Genomic DNA, 20,350 nt, shown 5'->3' with positions numbered 1-20,350 from the left:
CTTACGTGCGGGGGTATCCCCCGTTGAGTTAAAGTGTCCGCGCAAAGACGCAGAGCGGATTCTTGTATGGTAGGTGCAGAGAATGCATCGCATACTCAAAATTTAAATTAGCAAGGGGGAAGTTCTACTAATGGCTGATGTCAATAAATCTAATCAATCGGCTACAGAAAGCTTGGAATCTTCAGAAAATTCCGAAAGATTGCCAAATAGAAAAGCAACTCAAACAGTTAGTAAAGCTAGAACGAGTACGAGACAAAGAAATAATAATCAAGCCCAACTAAAACCGCTATTAAAAGCTATACAAGCGGTCAAAAATGGCGATCTAACCGTGCGTTTGTCTGAAGGAAATGGGTTAGGTGAGGTTGCCCAAGAGTTTAATCAAATGGTAGCTCAAATCAATCTTTTTGCGGGCGAAGTGACGCGGGTAGCGCGAGAACTGGGAACCGAAGGCAAACTAGATGCTCGTGCTACCGTTGAGGGTGCTGCTGGGACTTGGAAAGAGCTGATCGACAATACAAATGCAATGTCTGCCAATCTCGCAGAGCAGATTAGAAGCATTGCTGATGTGACATCAGCTATATCTCAGGGTAATCTCTCTCAACAAATTGAAGCGCAAAATGCAGGGGAGTTTCAGAACTTGACGGAGAGCGTCAATCAGATGATCGCCAATCTCAAAGCTTCCATGAAACAGATTGCCGATATATCAACTACAGTCGCTTCTGCTGCGGAAGAAACGACAGCAGTAAGCACCGAAATGGCAGAAAACGCGACTCAAACTGCCGAACAAGCAACATCTGCTTCCGCATCCGCCGAACAAGTGAGTACCAATGCTACCAGCGTCGCTACAGCAGTAGAAGAAATGAACGCCAGCATTCGCGAGATTGCTAAAAACGCAGCCGTAGGAGCGCAGGTAGCTAATACAGCCGTTAAAACTGCCGATCGCACCAACGATACAATTACCAAATTAGGGCAAAGTAGCGGTGAAATTGGCAAAGTCATCAAGGTGATTACATCTATTGCCCAGCAGACAAATTTATTAGCGCTGAATGCCACAATTGAAGCAGCAAGGGCAGGAGAGGCAGGTAAAGGTTTTGCTGTCGTGGCAAGCGAGGTGAAGGCATTAGCCAAACAAACCGCTAGCGCTACAGAAGATATCAGTCAACGAATTGAAGCAATTCAAACTGATACCAAGAGTGCGATCGAGGCGATCGTCCAAATTACCGACATTATCAATCAGATTAACGATATCCAAAATACGATTGCCAGTGCTGTAGAGGAGCAAACTGCAACGACAAATGAAATCTCCCGCAACGTTGCCGAAGCCGCTAAAGGGACTACTGATATTGCCAAAAATATTGGCATCGTTGCCCGTAACGCTCAAGCTACAACCGCAGGTGCTAGTAATACATACCAAGCAGCTGCCGAACTAGCTCGTATGGCTGCCCAACTGCAAAAAGTCGTAAATCAGTTCATTTACTAATCATTTCATTGACTAAATTGTCAAATGACTAATGCCAAAAATCCGAGTTCTCGTAGTTGACGATGCAGTGGTTGTGCGCAGCCGCCTGAGTAAGCTGCTAGCTGAAGATCCAGAATTGGAAGTGGTGGGAGTAGCGGCGAATGGTCGCATTGCACTAGCAAAAATTGCTCAACTCAATCCTAATGTGGTGATTTTGGATGTGGAAATGCCAGACATGGATGGCTTAGCAACTTTAGCAGCGATCCGGCAGACCTATCCCCATATAGCTGTCATCATGTTTAGCACTTTCACCCGCGCAGGGGCGATCGCAACTTTGGATGCTCTATCTCTAGGTGCATCAGATTATGCTACCAAGCCGAGTCACTTAGGCAATATCGAAGCTATCCGCCAACATGTTTTTGACGACTTAGTGCCGAAAATAAAACTGTTCGGGACAAAGCAAGTCAAAAGTCAAAAGTCAAAAGTCAAAACACAGGAGTCAGGAGTCAGGAGTCAGGAGTCAGGAGCCTGCAGTAATTTTTCTCCCTCAGATCCCCCAGCTGTCTTCTCCCCGACTCCCAAAATCGTCGCCATCGGCGTTTCTACCGGAGGACCAAACGCTCTAGCCGTGTTGCTATCGCAACTGCCAGCAGATTTTCCCGTACCAATTGCGATCGTGCAGCATATGCCACCAATGTTTACTCAACTGTTAGCAGAACGGCTTGCTGCCAAGTCCCGCTTAAAAGTCGCTGAAGCTGTTTCAGGGAGAGTGCTGGAGCCTGGACAGGTTTGGATTGCCCCAGGAGATTTTCATCTCGCCGTGCAACGGGATGGCAAGGTTGTGCGCCTAGTCACCCACCAAGCGCCACCAGAAAACTCCTGCCGTCCCTCCGTCGATGTCTTATTTAGCTCAGTCGCAGAAGTCTTTGGTGCAAGCGCGATCGCAATTGTCTTAACAGGTATGGGTCAAGACGGATTGCGGGGTTGCCAGCAGCTACGCGAGGCTGGGGGGCGAGTTTTAGTTCAAGATGAAGCGAGTAGCGTAGTTTGGGGAATGCCGGGGTTTGTAGCTAATGCCGGACTTGCTAACCGAGTGCTGCCGATCGACCAAATGGCAGATGAAACGATCCGCCAAGTGTGTAATAATACCTAAAATATAGTTAATATTTTTAGATCGCAATGTTCAAAGTCTGTAACAAACAGACAACAGACATTAGTAAAATTAGTTTTCAGTATCTTTGTCAACTAGTTTATCAACATTCGGCGATTGTGCTGGATGCCAGTAAAGACTATTTAGCAGAGCTACACTTAAAACCAATAGCAGAAACAGCGGGATTTGATTCCTTAAATAGTTTTGTAGAACATTTACGATCGCAGCCATTTGGCAATTTGCATGTCCGAGCGATCGAGGCACTGAGCATCACTGAAACATCATTTTTCCGCGATCGTCATCCATTTGAAGTACTCAAAAATTTCACGCTACCAGAATTAATCTCGCGACGGGCAAAAGAGCGATCGCTTAAGATTTGGTGTGGAGCTTGCTCCAGCGGTCAGGAACCTTATAGCCTTGCGATACTGATCCGCGAACATTTTCCTCTACTAACAACTTGGGATTTGCAGATAATTGCCAGCGACTTTTCTAGCCAGATCCTTGCCCGCGCCCGTCAAGGTCGCTACAAGCAGTGGGAAATTCAGCGCGGATTGCCCGCCGATCTACGAGAGAAATACTTTCAGTTTCAGCAACAGCAGCAGAACTGGGAGATTAAAGACCAAATCCGCCAGATGGTTGAGTTTCGTCAAATCAATCTTATTCATCCGTGGTTATCAATGCCAGCAATGGATGTTATCTTCCTGCGAAATGTGTTGATTTACTTTGATACTGATACAAAGAAATCCACTCTCAAAAAAGTTAGACAGCAATTAAGACCGGACGGCTACTTATTTCTCGGTGGTAGTGAAACCACAATTTATCTAGATGAATCGTTTGAACGAATACAGCAGGAAGGAGGCGTATGCTATCGTTTGCGGTGAACATTTATCAGGGAGCAGGGGACAAGGGGGAGAAGGGGGAACTCGCTCTTCCCCGCGACCGAAGGGAGTGGGGATTAGGGGGCGAAGGGGGACAAGGGGGACAAGGGAGCGGTCAACCATCAACCATCAACCATTGTTTATAACTGGAATTGCCGAGTTGACTAAAGATAACAAAGTACCGTTCTGTTCCTGCCCGTTGGCGGCTAAATCACTGTGACATAGATAAACTCTTTCTCCTACACGCCCTAATAAATCGCGTAAAATTCGTCGCAGTCTTTCCGTATCGGCGCTTAAATCGTCCTCCGCCGTCCAAGGGCGACCGAAGCGATGTTGTAAAAATAACGGCGCACCGTATAAAGTTGCCGCACCACCACGCGACCACAAGGGAGAGCCTGCATCTAACCAAAATTGCCAGCGATGAAACCGCCGACTGGAACGATATTGGAAGATTGTTGCTAAGGTGACAGCACGACTAGCAGTACCAATCGGACGCACGGGATAAGAATTTGCTGTAATTGTACCTCGTCGTAGCAGTTGAATGAATTGAGCGATCGTAATGTGAGCAGGAGTATCGATCCCTTCAGACTGCCGCAGCCGCGCATCGATTTCCCAATAGTGTTGAGCAGTCTCTAGTAATTCTCGTAATGCTGCTAACTGGTCGTAGGGAAGGTTACTACCTTGCCAGAGAAATTTCTGAATAGCGCGATCGAGTAGAACAATGGGACTGGGGAGAAGCCGTTGTTCTTGCTGCGATCGCTGATCTTCAATCCACTGCACGATCTGAGCATAAGCTAAACTTGCCGCATATCCCAAGCGATCCCAGCGATCGTAAGTAGTTGCTGGGAGTAAATTTGGATGTTCTGGGTGCGGTTGGAAGCAGTAGTCGGCAATCAAGCCAGCACGGACAGGATCGATTTGGAATTCGGAATTCGGAATTCGGAATTCGGAATCAATTGTGACTTGTGAGGAGTAAGGAGTGACTTGTCTTGCTCCCTCAGCTCCCTGGGCTCCTTCAGCTCTCTTCCCCCTGCTCCCTATTCCCTGCTTTCCTGCCTCTCGTCTCGTACTTAATACTACTAACATTTCCGCTACCATATCTCGATCGACTAAACGTCCTAAACCTGGGTAGACGAGGGTGAGGAGGGTGAGTAAGGCTCGGATAATCGGAGAACTTGTCAATGGGCGTTGGTCGTTCAGGGATTCGACAAAGATCCCGTGTTTAGTCAGAATTTCTACTAGGGTATAACGGGCGATCGCATCTAAACCAGGCGCAATTAAAGCAATTTCCTGCGGCTGAATCTGTCCCGATTTAATCGCTTGAATGATGAAATCGGCAGTTTGTCGCAGTAAGTCGCCCCGCGATATGGTTTGGATTGCTTGCACTGATTCTGGTAGCGAAAACAGTGCCAGTGGTTCCGTGACTAACTCTACTACTGGCGTTGCCAAATCGTCAGCCAGCGCGATCGAGGAAGGTTGGATAAATTCTATCTGACAGCGCTTTGCTAAGCCTTGCAAGTATTCGGGATCGGCTCCTAGTCCCAAACGCACGGCTCCATCGGGATTATAAGTAAACGCACCAACCGCCCCTCGGTCGAGGAGAAACTCAAACAAATCGCGGGCTATAGCTGGATAATCATCGACATCATCCGCCAGAATGTAGCGATAGCGTCGTAGTAAATGCTGCTGATAGTAGGGATCGCCTAAAAGATACTTGCTGTAGAGTTCTGTCGTGATTCCATAAGTCAAAAACCCCCTCTCCCAACACCAATTGCGCCACTGTAAGATTAGGGAGTCGGGAGTCGGGAGAGTGGCTAGTGGCTGGTGGCTAGTGGCGCGTGGTTTTTCTCCCTCAGCTCTCTTTTCCTCTTGTCCCTCTTCCAGTGCTGCGAGAATAGACCCCACATCTTCAATCGCAGTGCCGCTATTTGCTGCTAACTGCAAGATATCCAGTAGGCGACGCACCCAACGAGACTCGCTTACCCCTGCTGGACGGGGAATTTCATCTAGCTGCTGTCGCCACAGGCGCGTGGCTAATTCCTGTTCGGTTTCTGGGCGCAAACGCACGGGAAACTGAGCTTTTAGCCCCAAAATCTGGAGCAGCAGGGGCCAAAATAAAGTGACTTCATCTTGAAAAAAACCTAATAAGGTTTTAGCGCGAATCGGATATTTACCATCTGTTGCTGCCGCTAATCGATCTCGTAATTCCCGCCGATTATCGTCATTTGCTGCTAAGACTAAAACTGCTGGTTCTCCTTGATGAGGATATAAGCGCTGTCGTCTCTCAGGGGACTGTTGGCGATCGCCTGCTTGCAACCACGTACAAAACTGTTCGACTAAACGAGTCGTTTTGCCGCTGCGAGTAGAACCAACCATCCAAACCGAAATAATTCGCACTAACTCTATCCTCGGAGATTTGTTAATATACCCGGTATGTTAATCAGTGACCAGTGACCAGTTATCAGTCATCAGTGACTAGCGAGCGATTGCTGGTGACTAGAGATCAGAATTCAACCACTAGCCACTAGCCACTAACCACTATAAACTTGACTCAAGGCTGGCGATGAGAAATTATAGTTGGACGCAAAAAATTTATGTTTTCTTACGCTCTGCCCAACAGTGGTATTTTGACACGCCAGAGCGATCGCTCGATGAAGCTTACAAAGCTGCACTTCTAATTAAGACGATCGAAGATGAGCATTTTGGTGGTCGGAAAATCTCACCAGAATATGCCAGTTTCGGACGCAATACGATGGCGATGTTTGAGTCAGATCTGAAAAAACATCTGAAAACGATTCGCATGAGACTCGTTGAGTTTAATGCCAGTCGTACTATTTTTGGAGATCCCAATCAAACTATTACTAAATTATCTAGGCAAGATGGGATAAATTTTAACAGGGATTCTTTTGCTATACAACAGAAAAATAATCCATCATTAATTTTAGAAAAACTTAGATTTATTGATGAGATCGCATCGAGATATCAGGAAGAAAAAAAAGAAAATCTTCCCGCGATTAAGCCTCAAGTTATGCGACCGGATGCAGTTTTCAATAACCGAGATCTTCAAAGTACTCAAGAAAGACTTCGCTCCAATTCTATTGAAAATTCAGAGAAAAATAATAAACCTAGTAGTAAAACCGAAGAGACAGGTGTATTACCTCGCTCGATCTTAAGTACCCTGAACCGACTGAAAGTAGAATTAGATCCGAGCGCTGAAGAAGAAGTTGTCAAAAATTTTCGTACTTCGCAAAGAAGAACTCTCATTTCAGTTAGATTAGTATTGTTACTAGTTATAGTTCCTTTTCTGACTTTTCAAATTTCAAAAAATTTAGTGATTGGACCGCTTGTCGATCGCTTCCGCAATCCCGAACAGGCTACGATGTTCCTCAACTATGAAATGGAAGAAAAAGCATTAGAAGAGATGCGGAAGTCTGAGGAAAGATTGAAATTTCAAAGTTTTCTAAATGGAGGTGAAGAACTCTCTGCAGTTGAGATTGAAAAGAGGCTGCAAGAGAGGGTAGCAGAAATTGCTGAGGAATTCCGTGCTGAAAGTTCCAATGCAATTAAAAATGTTTTTGCTGACTTACTTTCTGTTGGTGCTTTTATCTGGCTGCTACTCATGAGTAAGCGAGAACTCGCTGTTTTGAAAGAGTTTTTCGATCAAATTGTTTACGGTTTAAGCGATAGTGCAAAAGCATTTATTATTATTTTATTTACAGATGTATTTGTTGGATTCCACTCTCCTCATGGTTGGGAAGTGATTTTATCTAGCGTGTCCAGACACTTAGGATTACCAGAAAATCATGATTTTATCTTCTTATTTATCGCGACATTTCCCGTAATTCTCGACACGATTTTTAAATACTGGATTTTCCGTTATCTCAACAGAATTTCTCCTTCTGCTGTAGCGACTTACCGCAATATGAACGAATAGTAGGATAAAAGTCAAAAGGCAAAAGTCAAAAATTTGTAGGATACGTTAGATAATGCACTGAAAAGACAAAAATTTGTAGGTTATTTTAGATGATTGAAATACATACAAAATAGCCTGCGGAGGCAGGCTGATTTGTAAGCGTTATTTCATCTGAGCGAACTAACTACCTGAGATGGCAAACTGTAGCTGACAACAGGAGGAATTCCTGCTAAGTCGAGAATTTGGGGGATCAAATCTTCTCGTTTCACTGCCATCATATGTACGCCGTCGCAAAGTTGACGAGCAATTTGCACTTGTTCGGCAGCAATTTTTACCCCTTCTGCTAAAGGCTCTTTGGCTTGGGCAAGGCGATCGATAATATGTTCGGGAATGTTTACGCCAGGAACGCAGCGATTGATAAATTGAGCATTTTTAGCCGATTTTAATAAGAAGATACCTGCTAAAACTGGCTTGTTACAACCACCTGCAATCTGAGTCATAAACTTTTCTAGGCGATCGAAATCAGTAATCAACTGACTTTGGAAAAACTGCGCCCCTGCTGCTAGTTTGCGTTCAAAGCGACTTTGCAATCCCGACCAACTTTTGCACTGCGGATCGACAGCCGCACCGACAAACAAATCTGTCGCCCCATCTGTCAAAGGTTTATCATCGCAGTCTAAGCCTTGATTCATTTTGCCGATCAGTTGTAGCAGCCTTACCGACTCTAAATCGAAGACACTTTTAGCATCAGTGCGATCGCCTGCTTTGACAGGATCGCCAGTTAAAGCCAAGATATTGTGGATGCCCAGGGCATGTGCGCCCAGCAAGTCGGCTTCTAAACCAATGCGGTTGCGATCGCGACAGGCAACTTGACAAATCGGTTCGATCCCCTGCTGTGAGAGAATAACGGATGAGGCAAAAGAAGACATCCGTACTACGGCACGGCTACCATCTGTGATATTGACTGCGTGTACCCGTCCTTTAAGCGCCTGCGCCATTTGGAGCATGTGGCTGGGATCGCCACCCTTGGGAGGGGCAACTTCAGCTGTCACTAAAAACTCTCTGGCTTTAACGGCTTTGCGAAATGAATTTAAACGGGTTGTATTATGCATCAGATTTCAGTTTTAGTTATTAGGTATAGGTTATAGCACTGCACCCTGAAAACCTGACTCACTCTAAAGCGGTACGGAGAAGCCCAAAGCTGTTTTAACTTTGCTCAGGGTATCGTTAGCGATCGCGGCTGCTTTTTGCTTGCCATCGCGCAATACTGACTCTAGATATCCCTTATCTGCCATTACCTCGTTGTACTTATCTTGAATCGGTTTAAGGGCAGCGATCGCTGTTTCGGTTAGCAGTGGTTTAAATTGTCCCCAGCCCATATCTTGACACTCTGCCGCAACCTCCTGCTTGGTTTTGCCAGATAGTAGCATATAAAGAGTCAGAAGATTATTACATTCCGGTCTTTCGGGGTCGTCGAATACCAAGCCGCGAATCGGATCGGTCTTACAGCGCTTAATTTTTTGTTGAATTTGGTCTGGTGTATCCAGCAAATTAATTCGACTCAACTCTGAGGGGTCTGACTTCGACATTTTTTTGGTTCCGTCTGTCAGACTCATCACCCTTGCGCCTTCTGCCCGAATCAAAGGTTCTGGTAACTTCAACACTGGGTTTTCGCGGGCAAATTGATAGTTAAATCGCGCTGCAATGTCGCGCGTCAGTTCCAAGTGCTGCTTTTGATCTTCTCCCACTGGGACTTTATCAGCTTGATAGAGCAAAATATCTGCTGCCATTAAAACGGGGTAGTCTAGCAGACCAGTATTGACATTTTCCCCCTGCTTAATGGCTTTCTCTTTAAACTGGATCATGTCTTCCAGCCAGTTGAGGGGTGTAATGCAATTGAGCAACCATGTCAATTCGCTGTGGGCGGAAACGTGGGACTGGACGAAAATGTTGGCATACTTTAAATCGATCCCACAGGCTAGATAAAGCGCCGCGATCGTATAAGTATCGGCTGCTAGGGTTGCCGGATTATGCGGTACGGTGATGGCGTGTAAGTCTACCACGCAGAAAAAGTTATCGTACTGGCTTTGTCCTTCTACCCAGTTGCGAATTGCTCCTAAGTAATTACCTAAGTGTAGATTGCCAGTTGGTTGAACTCCTGAAAGAACGCGCATCGCCATAAATTATTAACTTGAACTTGAACTGGGTATGGAAGGGATTTTGTTGGTGGTGTGGGTCTATTTACTTTAGTTTCCCATTTTCTCCCGCTCTCGGCACGCGATCGCGACTGATAGAATCGAAAAATACGCGCTTGATTCTCAAAAATGGCTAAAGTCTTCGATCGCATTACGGACGAACTACAAGCATTCATTGCTACCCAACACATCTTTTTTGTAGCGACTGCACCCATCAGTTCAACTGGGCATATTAACGTTTCACCCAAAGGTTTAGACAGCTTTCGCATTCTCTCCCCCAATCGCGTTGCTTATTTAGACTTAACGGGTAGCGGAAACGAAACATCAGCCCATTTACAAGAAAACGGGCGCATCACTCTCATGTTTTGCGCCTTTCAAGGTTCGCCGTCCATTCTGCGACTTTACGGCACAGGCTATACAGTATTACCAGATCGTGCTGAGTGGGATAACCTACACTCCTTGTTTCCACCGACACCAGGAACGCGCCAAATTATCGTCGCCGAGATCGATCGCGTGCAGACATCCTGCGGCTTTGGCGTACCGCTATACGAACACCAAGGCGAACGAGAAAACCTTATCAAGTGGGCGCACAAAAAAGGCGAACAGGGATTACAAGACTATCAAAAGCAAAAAAACCTTGTCAGTATCGACGGCTTACCCACACCCCTAGCAGCTAAAGAACCTTCGTAGATATATTTGCAACTACCCAGATCCCTCGCTAACCCTTTGCGCCTCTGCGCCTTTGCGTGACATGACACGTGACTTGTGAGGGCGGGTTTACAAAGCAACTCCGAATTTAGTCAATCTAGTCGATAAACCCGCCCCTACGGTCATGACGATCGCTTGAAAAAACTACAGACCAGATCGCCAGGATCGTCCGATCTAAAAGGCACAACCCGATCTTTTTGAACTTTAACGCGATCGCGGCAATTATAAACCTCCGTACCCCCTTTCACACCATCTACACTGACATCTGCCCGATATTCCCAATAATTTTTAGCACTGCGTTGAATACTCAGAATGCAGATCTGATGTCCGTCGCGAGTCCGACAAACACTAGCAGCCGCAGGAAACGCGATCGCTAACGAAAGTAATAATATCGCAACAATAATCCTCAACCGAAACGACCTTCCACATAATCCTGAGTACGAGGATCGTTAGCCTCGGAGAAGATTTTCTCCGTTTCGTCGAACTCCACCATCTGACCGATCCGACTCTCATCCGTGCTAAAAAATGCCGTATAGTCAGATACGCGGGCGGCTTGTTGCATATTGTGAGTCACGATCGCGATCGTCAGTTCTCCGCGCAAACTGTGAATTAATTCCTCAATCTTCATCGTCGAGATCGGATCGAGGGCGGAAGCAGGTTCATCCATCAACAAAATCTTAGGTTTGACAGCTAGCGCCCTAGCAATACAGAGACGCTGCTGTTGTCCGCCTGATAAACCCAAAGCCGATTTTTTCAGATTATCCTTGACTTCATCCCACAAAGCCGCACCCTTGAGAGCAGATTCAACGATATCATCCAACTGCATCCGCGACGGACGAGACTGCGCTCTTACACCATAAGCCACGTTATCGTAAATACTCATGGGGAAAGGATTAGGCTTTTGGAATACCATGCCGATTTCGCGGCGCAGGCGATTCAGGTTGACACGGCGATCGTAAATATCTTGACCGAAAAACTCTACCTGACCCTCAACTTTAACTTTACCTTCCAGTTCGCTAATTCTGTTAAGGGCTTTAATAAAAGTCGATTTACCACAGCCAGAAGGACCGATAATCGCGGTAACTTGTCCTTGGTAAATATCCATTGTCACCTTATCGATCGCCTTACGAGTGCCATAGAAAAAATTTAGGCTTTTCACTCGCAGCGCTGGAATTAAATTTGTTGCTACTGATTTTGTGTAATTCATGGATTGGGGAGTCGGGAGTCAGGAGTCGGGAGACAAGGAGGACAAGGGAGAGCTTCTAGTCACTAGCCACTAGCCACTAGCCACTAGTCACTGTCTTCTTCTGGTTGCTAGACGCGAGATAATACTAATACATAAAACTAGTCCTACTAAAACTAAAGCCGCAGTCCATGCCATCTGGTTTTGCCCAAGGTCGGGAGAGTTAGCGTAGTTGTAAATCAGGACGGATAACGAGGGGGTAGGATTAAACAATCCATCGGGCCAGCTAATACTAAATAAAGCGGTAAATAGTAGCGGTGCTGTTTCACCAGCGGCGCGGGCAACAGCGAGTAAAACGCCTGTAGTGATGGCGGGAATTGCCGCAGCAACGACAACGCGGAAGGTTGTTTGCAGACGATTTGCGCCCAAGGCGGCGGAACCCAAGCGTTGGTGATTGGGGATCAGTTTCAAAGCTTCTTCCGTCGTCAGCGCTACGATGGGCAGCATGATGACTGCCAGGGCAAAACCTCCAGCTACAGCAGAAAATTGCGTAACTTTGTTCAAGATCAAAACGCCGTAAGCAAATACACCTGCAATGATTGAAGGTATACCCGTGAGAATAGTAATAATAAATCGGATCGAGCTGCCAATAGCTGTATTTCTACCAAATTCAGATAAGAAAATCCCTGTCAGCACTCCTACTGGAATTGCGATCGCCGAAGCAATACCTACCATCATTAAAGTACCCAAGATCGCATTACCAAAACCATTGGGAACGTCCGTTACGCCTACGGGGGCAGGTATATTTGTAAACACAGCCCAGCTAAAGTTTTGACCACCCCTCAGCAGAATTTCGAGCAAGATCGATCCTAGAGGTAATATAGCTAGAGCCGTTAATAGCAGAGCGATCGCAGTCATACCGCTATTAAAAACCGCTCTATAAGTAGGCAAAGGACGGCGTAATTCTGCTGCCAAAGATGGATCTATCTTTTCTACGATTGGGCGATCGTTCATAGATATTGAGTCTAAAAATTGGTTACGGGGAAAGATTGAAGATATCAGGATGAATTTACATCACAGCGATCGCTATTTAATTTAATCAATTGTGTCGGCTAATAAATTTTACCAGAGCCACTGAAGCAATATTTACCAGTAGCGTGACTAAAAACAAAATCAAAGCTAAGTACATTAACGCACCGACGTGCAATCCATCTAATGCTTCACCAAACTCATTCGCTAGCACAGATGGAATCGTATATGCCACATCTAACAATGAAGGGCTGATTTGTGCTGTATTTCCGATTACCATCGTTACAGCCATTGTTTCCCCTAACGCTCGTCCGAGTGCCAAAATTGCCGCTCCAACTATACCAGAAATACCTGCTGGTAACAGCACGCCGAAAATAGTTTCCCAACGGGTTGCACCCAAAGACATCGAACCACTGCGTAATTCCTTTGGTACGGCAAGTAGAACTTCGCGGCTAATTGCTGCCATTGTCGGCAAAATCATAATCGCCAGAATTACGCCTGCACTCGACATCCCATAGCCTACAGGCGGAGTGCTAAACAGGGGTATCCAAGCGAAATGGTCGTAAAGCCATTGTTGAATCGGTTGCAAAAACGGAATCAGTACGAAAATGCCCCACAGACCGATAATGACGCTAGGAATAGCGGCAATCAACTCTACCATGAAAGCAATGGGCGATCGCACTGAAGCAGGCAAAATATCTTCGCTCGTAATTAACGCTACTGCTAATCCCACGGGAACGGCAATTAACATGGCGAGTGCCGAACTGACTAAAGTGCCAAAAATGAATGGCAGTGCCCCAAATTTGAGATCTGCTACATTCCATTCTTGACTCCACAAAAAACCCAGCCCAAATTGTCGAATAGCTGGCAGGGCATTTTCAAAGATAATCCAGCTAATCCAAAAAAGTAGGGCTACCATAGCAAATGCCAAGCCATATACCAGCCAGGTAAACCCTTGGTCGAACCACGCAAATTTTCCTGAAGATGCAGTTAAATCTATCTCTGACTTAAGAGGAAACTGCCGATTATTTTCTACATGTGGTTCTGACATACATCATTTGTTTGAAATCAACTATATAGAGACGTTACCTGTAACGTCTCTACATGCAATTATCTACTTCACTTCGCTTTTCACAGTCTGTACGACTTGACCGGCAACCTTAGCAGGAATGCGCGTGTAGTTGAGTTGACCGTTAATTGCCTGACCGTCAGTCATCATCCACTCTACCATCCGTTTGACGGCATCAGCTTTACCTGGCTGTTCGTAGTTTCTATAAACCATAATCCAGGTCAAACCGACAATTGGATATCCAGAGTCAGGATTGCCAAGTAGATCGTAGTTTACGCGAAAATCAGGATTGAACTTCACACCTTCTAAAGCTTGGTCTGCTGCCTCTTGAGTTGGTGATATAAATTCCCCTTTGCTGTTTTGCACTTGTGCCATTGGAATTTTATTTTCACTAGCAAAAGCAGCCTCTACATAGCCAATGCTACCAGGAGTCCGCTGCACGATTTGAGCTACACCAGGATTGCCTTTGCCTTTAAGGGGGCTACCAGCCCAAGAAGGAGCGCGATTAGGACCGATTCTACCTTTAAAGTAGGGACTCATGGCGCTGAGGGCGTTGGTGAAGATAAAGCTCGTACCGCTAGCATCAGCACGGACGGCAAGTCTAATAGGCTGATTTGGTAATTTTGCCCCAGGATTATCAGCGGCGATCGCCGGATCGTTCCAATTCTTAATTTGACCTGCAAAAATCTGTGGTAAGACTTTACGAGATAGTCTTAGCTCGTTAACGCCAGGAGCATTATACACCACGGCAACGGGACCGCCAGCTGTGGGGACGAATACCACGCCGTTCTTAACTTTTTTCACTTCTTCATCGGTCATGGCGTTATCGCTAGCGCCAAAATCGACTGAGCCAGCAATAAACTGTCTCACGCCGCCACCGCTACCAATTCCTTGATAGTTGACTTGAAGTGGCGGGTTAGCTTTACGCAACTCGCTAGCCCAGCGTTGATATAGGGGTTCTGGGAAAGTTGCCCCAGCACCATTGAGGGTAGCAGTTTGTTGCGCAATTCCCGTTAAACTAGCTCCCAAGGTAACTGTAGCTGCGACTGCTGAAGTCGCAACAACACGCTTCAGCGTAATTCCAGATAGCAGCATATTCTTCTGAGTCTCCTCATCCACTAATAGTAGTCAATCGCACAGACAATCTTAATAATCACGCACATAGTGGATGAACTCGTTATGCAAAACCTAACATTAGGTTAATTGTAGATTAATTGAAGTTTAAGCAGGGAAATGCTTCTAGCGCCAAGTAGCTCAATTGAATGCCAATACAAGCGGTTACGTGGAAACAAGAGTTTGATAGCTACTGAGTAGCAAATTTAACCGAAAACTCTCTATCAATGCCGATCTAGGAAAAAGCAGGAGATAACAACTTTTAGCTTGAAAGATGAATCGCGAGAAAACCATCTAGCAAAATGTAAATAACTGTTGCAAAAATGACAAAAATGTTTAGAAACTGTCCAGAAACCTATCAGAGCTTTAACCTAGAAAAATAAGAGATGTTAAAAGGAAATCTGATGAATATGAATAACATTCAAAAGTATCGCTTTGTCTGCACTCTGACATTTGGGGATATTTACGGTCAGATTATTGTCTGGTTGATCACTATCACCGTGAGTTTGGCTGCGGCAATGGCAATGATGGGTGCGAGAAAACCAATTTACGCCTTAGCGACTGTAGGACTCATTGTATTACTTTCTTTACCTTTCCTACTTTTTGCCTTCGTCACAACCCTGCTCAATCATATCGAACTGACAGCAACAGAACCAGGTACAAAATCTGAACCTATTCCTGGTAACGTTTCGCAGCAACAACCAGCGCCAGTTAGCTAGGGATGAGGGGTGAGGGAAAGGACAAGGGGGACAAGGGAAACAAGGGGGACAAGGAAGCAACTCCAATTCAAAATATAAAATTTTCTCACCCTCGCTCCTCAACGCCAGATGCTTCAAGTCGGGGAACCCGCCCAACGAACTGGCTCCTCCTCGCCCCTTGTTAAGCCACTATAGAGCTAGAGAACACTTTTTTAGCAAATAATGTAATTAAATGCTAGAACACGATGTCATTATTGTTGGCGGCGGACTGGCTGGCTGTCGTGCCGCAGTAGAAATTGCCCGCCTCGATCCGAGTTTGAATGTGGCTGTAGTGGCGAAAACTCACCCGATCCGCTCTCATTCTGTCGCCGCTCAAGGAGGAATTGCTGCAACGCTGAAGAATGTGGATGATAAAGATAGCTGGGAAGCCCACGCCTTTGATACCGTGAAAGGTTCCGACTATCTAGCCGATCAAGATGCAGTAGAGTTGCTAGCCCGTGAAGCCCCCGATGTGGTGATAGACCTAGAACATATGGGGGTGTTATTTTCTCGCTTGCCTGACGGTCGCATCGCCCAAAGAGCCTTCGGCGGACATTCTCACAATCGTACCTGCTATGCCGCAGATAAGACCGGACACGCTATTTTGCACGAACTCGTCAATAATTTACGACGGTACGGCGTACAGGTTTATGAAGAATGGTACGTGATGCGTCTGATTTTGGAGGACGGTCAAGCTAAGGGCGTGGTGATGTACCGCATTCTCGACGGACACATCGAAGTCGTACGCGCCAAAGCGGTGATGTTTGCTACGGGCGGTTACGGTCGAGTCTACAACACGACTTCTAACGATTATGCTTCGACAGGCGACGGATTGGCGATGGCAGCGATCGCAGGTCTGCCGTTAGAAGACATGGAATTCGTCCAATTTCACCCCACGGGATTGTATCCAGTAGGGGTATTGATCTCGGAAGCCGTGCGGGGAGAAGGAGCTTATTTAATTAATGCCGAGGGAGAGCGTTTTATGGCAACATACGCCCCCTCAAGGATGGAATTAGCGCCACGGGATATTACCTCTAGGGCGATCGCTTATGAAATTCGTGCCGGACGCGGCGTTTATCCCGATGGTCGAGCGGGTGGTCCCTGCGTGTATCTCGACTTGCGGCACATGGGCAGAGAAAAAATCATGAGCCGCGTCCCTTTTTGCTGGGAAGAAGCCCATCGACTCGTAGGAGTTGATGCCGTCCATCAGCCGATGCCCGTGCGTCCCACAGTCCACTATTCTATGGGTGGGATACCCGTGAATACAGACGGACAGGTGCGCCGTAGTGCCGAGCAGTTAGTGGAGGGATTTTTCGCGGCTGGAGAGTGTGCTTGTGTCTCCGTCCACGGTGCTAATCGCTTGGGGAGCAATTCTTTGTTGGAATGCGTAGTCTACGGACGGCGTACCGGAGCTGCGATCGCGCAATACGTCCAAAATCGTAAATTACCGGATATCCAAGAGCAACGCTATATCAACGAGGCAAAACAGCAAATCCAAGCCTTGTTAGAACAACCAGGAAAGCACCGGATCGAGCAAGTCCGTACGGCTTTTCAAGATGCTATGACGCAGCACTGCGGCGTATTTCGGACGGAAAGTTTGATGCAAGAAGGCTTACAACAATTGCAACAACTGCAACAGCAATCCGCGCAAATATATCTAGATGATAAAGGCAGTTGTTGGAATACAGAAATTATTGAAGCCTTAGAATTGGGGAGTTTAATTGTCGTCGGACAACTCATTTTACATTCAGCCCTCAACCGTCAAGAAAGCCGTGGCGCTCACTTCCGCGAGGACTTTCCGCAACGGGACGACAGTAATTTCCTCAAGCACACCCTCTCGTATTATTCCCCTGCTGGTATCGACCTACAATACAAACCCGTCGCAATTACTATGTTTGAGCCACAAGAACGGAAATATTAGGGATCGGTGTAGAGACGTTACATGTAAAGTCTCTACACCGATCCGCGATCGCTGTTTGACGACGCATCTCAGCAATGATATGTTAAGGATCAAATAAATTTGAAGGGGAGTAGCTACTGGCATCACAACTGTGCCAGATACCTGAATCAACATGCTGGCTTGCTGCCTGGTTCAGGTGACAATTGAGCGAAAAAAGTCATAAGTTCTTGTCTTCAACAAATGACCGATGACCAATGACGCTCTCTTGTCAGTGAGACCTTCACTAAGTTCACAGAGGAAGATTGTGAGCTTGGTGAGGTCTTTCGTAACTCGTCAAGCTCGCAAGCTCAAGTTAGTCAGCTACAAAGGAGCTTGAGAGAGTGCTAGCAGCCTTCATTGCCAGTTTTTTACTGATTGCGGTTTCAGAATTAGGAGATAAAACTTTTTTCATCGCTGCAATTTTGGCGATGCGTCATTCGCGACGGCTGGTGTTTGCTGGTGCAGTATCCGCTTTGGCAGCAATGACAATACTTTCTGTTTTAGTGGGACAAGTTGCGGCTTTGTTGCCTAAAACATACATTCAATATGCAGAAATAGCCTTGTTTCTTGGTTTTGGTTTGAAGCTGCTTTACGAAGCAAGTAAAATGCCAGTGAGTTCTTGCGATACAGAAATTATTCAAGAGGCAAAAACTGCGATTGAGAAAGCAGAATTTAATTTACCGAAAACTCAAAATGCCGGAGCAATTATTGCTGAGGCTTTCACGCTAACTTTTTTATCAGAATGGGGCGATCGCACTCAAATTGCAACTATTGCTTTAGCAACTCGATATCCAGTTGTAGGCGTGACTATTGGAGCAATTTTAGGTCATGCTTTGTGTGCGGCGCTTGCAGTTGTTTGCGGACGCATGTTAGCTGGACGTATCTCGGAGCGAAAGTTAACTATTGCTGGAGGAATTCTGTTTATTATGTTTGGTATTATGGCAGCGGTTGAAGCAGCATGAGTCAGATTTTACTCCATTAACCATCCAAATAAGTTTCCTACAGTTAATTTAATTTCTCGTGCAAAAGATGGAACAGGAATCTGCTGTTCTGGTTCATCAAATACTTCTGGCTGTTGGTTGGGAAGATAAACAAATACTGTTTGTTCTTCTGGATCGATTAACCAACCCATTTGAGTTTCATATTTGAGGCAGTGTAAGATATTTTTAGTAACTTTTGTTTGGCTTTGGTCGGGTGAGAGAATTTCAATCGTCCAATCAGGTGCAATTGAGAAAGTATTAGCAATTTCACCTTTCTCATCGCGAGGAATTCTGTCCCAAACAAATACAGATACATCGGGAACTGTAGAGCGTCCGCCAAACGTACACCTGAGTTCTGGAAATGCTCTGGCAATTTTTGGAGCTCTTAAAACAGTATTAATTGCAGGTACTAATTCACCTTGAACAACGCTGTGCTTTCCTTGAGGCATTGGTTTTTGAATTATTTCACCATCAATATACTCGCTAGCAGGTTTCGTTTCTGGTAACTTTAGAAACTCTTCCAATGTTAAAGATTTAGGTGATATTTGTACCATAAGTAGTTACCTTTAAGCAATTTTGACCACTACTATCTTTGATTCTACTTGTTGATTTAAAATTCTGTCAGTCATTAAATCTTAAATCAATTGTTCGAGAATCTGACGTGCGGCATGTTGACCCGATCGCACTGCTCCATCCATATAATTGATCCAACGGGTAGAACGTTCGGTTCCTGCCCAATAAATTCTACCCACAGGTTCGTTTAGTGCTGCTCCTGCTTGTGTCAATAAACCAGGTGGTAAAGCTGCTACACAACCACTCGTCCACGATTGTTGAGTGTAATCAATTTCAAAATATTCTTCTGGTGCAGCGCCTGCACCAAACATATCTGTAACAGTTTGAATCGCACATTTGCGCCGTTCTACTTCACTTAAATTAGAGTATTTTGGCTCGAAAAAACCAATTAATAAACCATAGCTACCATCATCTGGAGAAACGTCAAAAACCTCTGCTTCCGTGTCCATACTGTAGTAATGTCCGCTGGCTGCTTTTCCCCACCACAACGGACGTGGATAGAGACAGAAGAATTTGATCCAGCTCATCTGCTGCCATTCCGATATTAATTGCTGATGAATTGCTGGTAAAGGCGGATCGAAATGAATTTTTCCCGCATCTTTAGGCATCATTGCCACGATCGCGTAGTCTGCTTGTATGACTCCCCTTTTTGTCACTAAGCGTACCCGATCGCCATGCGAAATCTCTCGTACTCTTGTATTCAACCACACGCGATCGCCTAAATGCTCAGCAATTTTTAAGGTCAAACTGTGGGAACCACCGACGAGACGATAATCTTCGGCTGTCTCGCGTAGGTCGAAAAACCCCGCATTCGCCATAAAATATAAAACGAACAACATCGAGACTTGATGCGGATCGCCTGCGATTCCTTGACGAATACTACCAGCCATCCAAGCTCTTGCTTCTATTGTCTCCGTATTGCGATCGATCCACTCTCCCGCAGAGATAGAATCTAAAGTCTCAGCATTAGGTGTGTTCCAGGGTGCGTCTAGCGGTACGTTCTGACTGAGTTGCTCGAATTTTGCCATTACCTGAGCAAAATCTTTTTGAGCTGGCGTGGCGGACTCGCTAGGGTTGTCTTCGTGCATCGTCCAGATCCCCTGGTAGCCGTAAATCGTGGCTCCATCAACTTTACCTTGTTTGGTGGCAACTCCTAACTGTCGTGCCAAATCGAGGACAGCTGTTTGCGTGCGTCCTACCCAAGTACCACCCATTTCTACATAACCAATCTTAGGATGAAGCTGGTTAAACGTGCGTCCGCCAATGCGATCGTTTGCTTCCAAAACAACGAGTGAATCGATCCCTGCTTGGTAGAGTTCCCAAGCTGCACTCATACCGGAGAGTCCCCCGCCGACGATAGCAACAGATACTTGAATGTTTTGGCGATCGCTTATCATATTTCTACTGATTGAAATTCTGCCTCA

At 45.9% G+C, this 20,350-nt stretch carries 20 protein-coding genes; 10 read left to right on the top strand and 10 right to left on the bottom strand.

From position 1 onward, the window contains the following. The first annotated feature begins 130 nt into the window (after positions 1-130). The 4 genes from DSM107010_RS18610 to DSM107010_RS41365 are packed head-to-tail and all read left to right on the top strand — an operon-like array spanning position 131 to position 3,633. Positions 131-1,480 carry a methyl-accepting chemotaxis protein gene (locus DSM107010_RS18610; RefSeq protein WP_106169360.1) on the top strand — a complete coding sequence of 450 codons (1,350 nt, stop codon included), beginning with the start codon at positions 131-133 and terminating at the stop codon, positions 1,478-1,480. 31 nt (positions 1,481-1,511) lie between these two features. Then, complete coding sequence (locus tag DSM107010_RS18605; protein WP_106169361.1) at positions 1,512-2,612, top strand: protein-glutamate methylesterase/protein-glutamine glutaminase; 1,101 nt, start codon at positions 1,512-1,514, stop codon at positions 2,610-2,612. Positions 2,613-2,638: 26 nt separating this feature from the next. Next, entirely contained in the window at positions 2,639-3,490 is an 852-nt protein-coding gene (locus tag DSM107010_RS18600) for a CheR family methyltransferase (RefSeq protein WP_015152715.1), read from the top strand. After that, positions 3,472-3,633: a hypothetical protein gene (locus tag DSM107010_RS41365; protein ID WP_241994266.1), complete on the top strand. Its 162-nt coding sequence runs from the start codon at positions 3,472-3,474 to the stop codon at positions 3,631-3,633. The genes DSM107010_RS18600 and DSM107010_RS41365 overlap by 19 nt, the downstream gene beginning before the upstream one ends. On the opposite strand, the gene DSM107010_RS18590 is transcribed toward DSM107010_RS41365, so the two are convergent. Continuing rightward, positions 3,617-5,863, bottom strand: a complete 2,247-nt coding sequence (locus DSM107010_RS18590; protein WP_041462754.1) for a recombinase family protein — start codon at positions 5,861-5,863, stop codon at positions 3,617-3,619. The genes DSM107010_RS41365 and DSM107010_RS18590 overlap by 17 nt on opposite strands. A 187-nt stretch (positions 5,864-6,050) precedes the next feature. On the opposite strand from DSM107010_RS18590, the gene DSM107010_RS18585 reads away from it, so the two are divergent. Further along, complete coding sequence (locus DSM107010_RS18585) at positions 6,051-7,421, top strand: proton extrusion protein PcxA (RefSeq protein ID WP_106169121.1); 1,371 nt, start codon at positions 6,051-6,053, stop codon at positions 7,419-7,421. Between the two features lie 146 nt (positions 7,422-7,567). Here DSM107010_RS18585 and DSM107010_RS18580 read toward each other — a convergent pair whose 3' ends face one another. Together DSM107010_RS18580 and trpS are read right to left on the bottom strand one after the other, a co-directional pair. After that, positions 7,568-8,512: a methylenetetrahydrofolate reductase gene (locus tag DSM107010_RS18580; RefSeq protein ID WP_106169120.1), complete on the bottom strand. Its 945-nt coding sequence runs from the start codon at positions 8,510-8,512 to the stop codon at positions 7,568-7,570. Between the two features lie 63 nt (positions 8,513-8,575). Beyond that, the gene (gene trpS / locus DSM107010_RS18575; RefSeq protein WP_106169119.1) at positions 8,576-9,580 is read right to left on the bottom strand and encodes a tryptophan--tRNA ligase; all 1,005 of its coding nucleotides are present in this window, start codon (positions 9,578-9,580) and stop codon (positions 8,576-8,578) included. A gap of 144 nt (positions 9,581-9,724) precedes the next feature. Here trpS and DSM107010_RS18570 point away from each other — a divergent pair, with 144 nt between their 5' ends. Further along, positions 9,725-10,285 carry a pyridoxamine 5'-phosphate oxidase family protein gene (locus DSM107010_RS18570; protein ID WP_106169118.1) on the top strand — a complete coding sequence of 187 codons (561 nt, stop codon included), beginning with the start codon at positions 9,725-9,727 and terminating at the stop codon, positions 10,283-10,285. 140 nt (positions 10,286-10,425) lie between these two features. Here the strand turns inward: DSM107010_RS18570 and DSM107010_RS18565 are convergent, their stop codons facing one another. The 5 genes from DSM107010_RS18565 to pstS form a co-directional block, all read right to left on the bottom strand. Then, on the bottom strand, positions 10,426-10,713 hold the full coding sequence (locus DSM107010_RS18565) for a hypothetical protein (protein ID WP_127023604.1): 288 nt from the start codon (positions 10,711-10,713) through the stop codon (positions 10,426-10,428). After that, a complete protein-coding gene (gene pstB, locus DSM107010_RS18560) occupies positions 10,710-11,510 on the bottom strand; it encodes a phosphate ABC transporter ATP-binding protein PstB (RefSeq protein ID WP_015152723.1) in 801 nt (266 codons plus the stop codon). Before pstB ends, DSM107010_RS18565 begins: the two co-directional genes overlap by 4 nt. Before the next feature lie 87 nt (positions 11,511-11,597). Next, positions 11,598-12,500, bottom strand: coding sequence for a phosphate ABC transporter permease PstA (gene pstA / locus DSM107010_RS18555; RefSeq protein WP_015152724.1), 903 nt, complete (start codon positions 12,498-12,500; stop codon positions 11,598-11,600). An 85-nt stretch (positions 12,501-12,585) separates the two neighbouring features. Further along, entirely contained in the window at positions 12,586-13,566 is a 981-nt protein-coding gene (pstC, locus tag DSM107010_RS18550) for a phosphate ABC transporter permease subunit PstC (protein WP_015152725.1), read from the bottom strand. A 63-nt stretch (positions 13,567-13,629) separates the two neighbouring features. Beyond that, a complete protein-coding gene (gene pstS, locus DSM107010_RS18545; protein ID WP_015152726.1) occupies positions 13,630-14,679 on the bottom strand; it encodes a phosphate ABC transporter substrate-binding protein PstS in 1,050 nt (349 codons plus the stop codon). Positions 14,680-15,101: 422 nt separating this feature from the next. On the opposite strand from pstS, the gene DSM107010_RS18540 reads away from it, so the two are divergent. The 4 genes from DSM107010_RS18540 (at position 15,102) to DSM107010_RS18530 (ending at position 18,335) form a co-directional block, all read left to right on the top strand. Next, on the top strand, positions 15,102-15,416 hold the full coding sequence (locus tag DSM107010_RS18540) for a hypothetical protein (protein WP_015152727.1): 315 nt from the start codon (positions 15,102-15,104) through the stop codon (positions 15,414-15,416). Positions 15,417-15,418: 2 nt separating this feature from the next. Continuing rightward, on the top strand, positions 15,419-15,580 hold the full coding sequence (locus DSM107010_RS38550) for a hypothetical protein (RefSeq protein WP_158631814.1): 162 nt from the start codon (positions 15,419-15,421) through the stop codon (positions 15,578-15,580). 47 nt (positions 15,581-15,627) lie between these two features. Beyond that, a complete protein-coding gene (locus DSM107010_RS18535; RefSeq protein WP_106169389.1) occupies positions 15,628-17,355 on the top strand; it encodes a succinate dehydrogenase/fumarate reductase flavoprotein subunit in 1,728 nt (575 codons plus the stop codon). A gap of 359 nt (positions 17,356-17,714) precedes the next feature. Then, positions 17,715-18,335 carry a TMEM165/GDT1 family protein gene (locus tag DSM107010_RS18530; protein WP_015152729.1) on the top strand — a complete coding sequence of 207 codons (621 nt, stop codon included), beginning with the start codon at positions 17,715-17,717 and terminating at the stop codon, positions 18,333-18,335. Between the two features lie 8 nt (positions 18,336-18,343). Here the strand turns inward: DSM107010_RS18530 and DSM107010_RS18525 are convergent, their stop codons facing one another. Beyond that, positions 18,344-18,907: a Uma2 family endonuclease gene (locus DSM107010_RS18525; RefSeq protein WP_106169390.1), complete on the bottom strand. Its 564-nt coding sequence runs from the start codon at positions 18,905-18,907 to the stop codon at positions 18,344-18,346. 81 nt (positions 18,908-18,988) lie between these two features. Next, a complete protein-coding gene (locus tag DSM107010_RS18520; RefSeq protein ID WP_106169391.1) occupies positions 18,989-20,323 on the bottom strand; it encodes a flavin monoamine oxidase family protein in 1,335 nt (444 codons plus the stop codon). Positions 20,324-20,350: the final 27 nt, after the last annotated feature.

The organism is Chroococcidiopsis cubana SAG 39.79, from assembly GCF_003991895.1.
Taxonomy (GTDB): Bacteria; Cyanobacteriota; Cyanobacteriia; order Cyanobacteriales; family Chroococcidiopsidaceae; genus Chroococcidiopsis; species Chroococcidiopsis thermalis.
This window is presented reverse-complemented; position numbering and strand designations above follow the sequence as displayed.

What these genes read in the sequence shown, in the direction of transcription:
- DSM107010_RS18610 (WP_106169360.1), top strand. Translation starts at nt 131, where the DNA reads ATGGCTGATGTCAATAAATCTAATCAATCGGCTACAGAAAGCTTGGAA.
- DSM107010_RS18605 (WP_106169361.1), top strand. Translation starts at nt 1,512, where the DNA reads ATGCCAAAAATCCGAGTTCTCGTAGTTGACGATGCAGTGGTTGTGCGC.
- DSM107010_RS18600 (WP_015152715.1), top strand. Translation starts at nt 2,639, where the DNA reads ATGTTCAAAGTCTGTAACAAACAGACAACAGACATTAGTAAAATTAGT.
- DSM107010_RS41365 (WP_241994266.1), top strand. Translation starts at nt 3,472, where the DNA reads ATGCTATCGTTTGCGGTGAACATTTATCAGGGAGCAGGGGACAAGGGG.
- DSM107010_RS18590 (WP_041462754.1), bottom strand. Translation starts at nt 5,863, where the DNA reads ATGGTTGGTTCTACTCGCAGCGGCAAAACGACTCGTTTAGTCGAACAG.
- DSM107010_RS18585 (WP_106169121.1), top strand. Translation starts at nt 6,051, where the DNA reads ATGAGAAATTATAGTTGGACGCAAAAAATTTATGTTTTCTTACGCTCT.
- DSM107010_RS18580 (WP_106169120.1), bottom strand. Translation starts at nt 8,512, where the DNA reads ATGCATAATACAACCCGTTTAAATTCATTTCGCAAAGCCGTTAAAGCC.
- trpS (WP_106169119.1), bottom strand. Translation starts at nt 9,580, where the DNA reads ATGGCGATGCGCGTTCTTTCAGGAGTTCAACCAACTGGCAATCTACAC.
- DSM107010_RS18570 (WP_106169118.1), top strand. Translation starts at nt 9,725, where the DNA reads ATGGCTAAAGTCTTCGATCGCATTACGGACGAACTACAAGCATTCATT.
- pstB (WP_015152723.1), bottom strand. Translation starts at nt 11,510, where the DNA reads ATGAATTACACAAAATCAGTAGCAACAAATTTAATTCCAGCGCTGCGA.
- pstA (WP_015152724.1), bottom strand. Translation starts at nt 12,500, where the DNA reads ATGAACGATCGCCCAATCGTAGAAAAGATAGATCCATCTTTGGCAGCA.
- pstC (WP_015152725.1), bottom strand. Translation starts at nt 13,566, where the DNA reads ATGTCAGAACCACATGTAGAAAATAATCGGCAGTTTCCTCTTAAGTCA.
- pstS (WP_015152726.1), bottom strand. Translation starts at nt 14,679, where the DNA reads ATGCTGCTATCTGGAATTACGCTGAAGCGTGTTGTTGCGACTTCAGCA.
- DSM107010_RS18540 (WP_015152727.1), top strand. Translation starts at nt 15,102, where the DNA reads ATGAATATGAATAACATTCAAAAGTATCGCTTTGTCTGCACTCTGACA.
- DSM107010_RS38550 (WP_158631814.1), top strand. Translation starts at nt 15,419, where the DNA reads ATGAGGGGTGAGGGAAAGGACAAGGGGGACAAGGGAAACAAGGGGGAC.
- DSM107010_RS18535 (WP_106169389.1), top strand. Translation starts at nt 15,628, where the DNA reads ATGCTAGAACACGATGTCATTATTGTTGGCGGCGGACTGGCTGGCTGT.
- DSM107010_RS18525 (WP_106169390.1), bottom strand. Translation starts at nt 18,907, where the DNA reads ATGGTACAAATATCACCTAAATCTTTAACATTGGAAGAGTTTCTAAAG.
- DSM107010_RS18520 (WP_106169391.1), bottom strand. Translation starts at nt 20,323, where the DNA reads ATGATAAGCGATCGCCAAAACATTCAAGTATCTGTTGCTATCGTCGGC.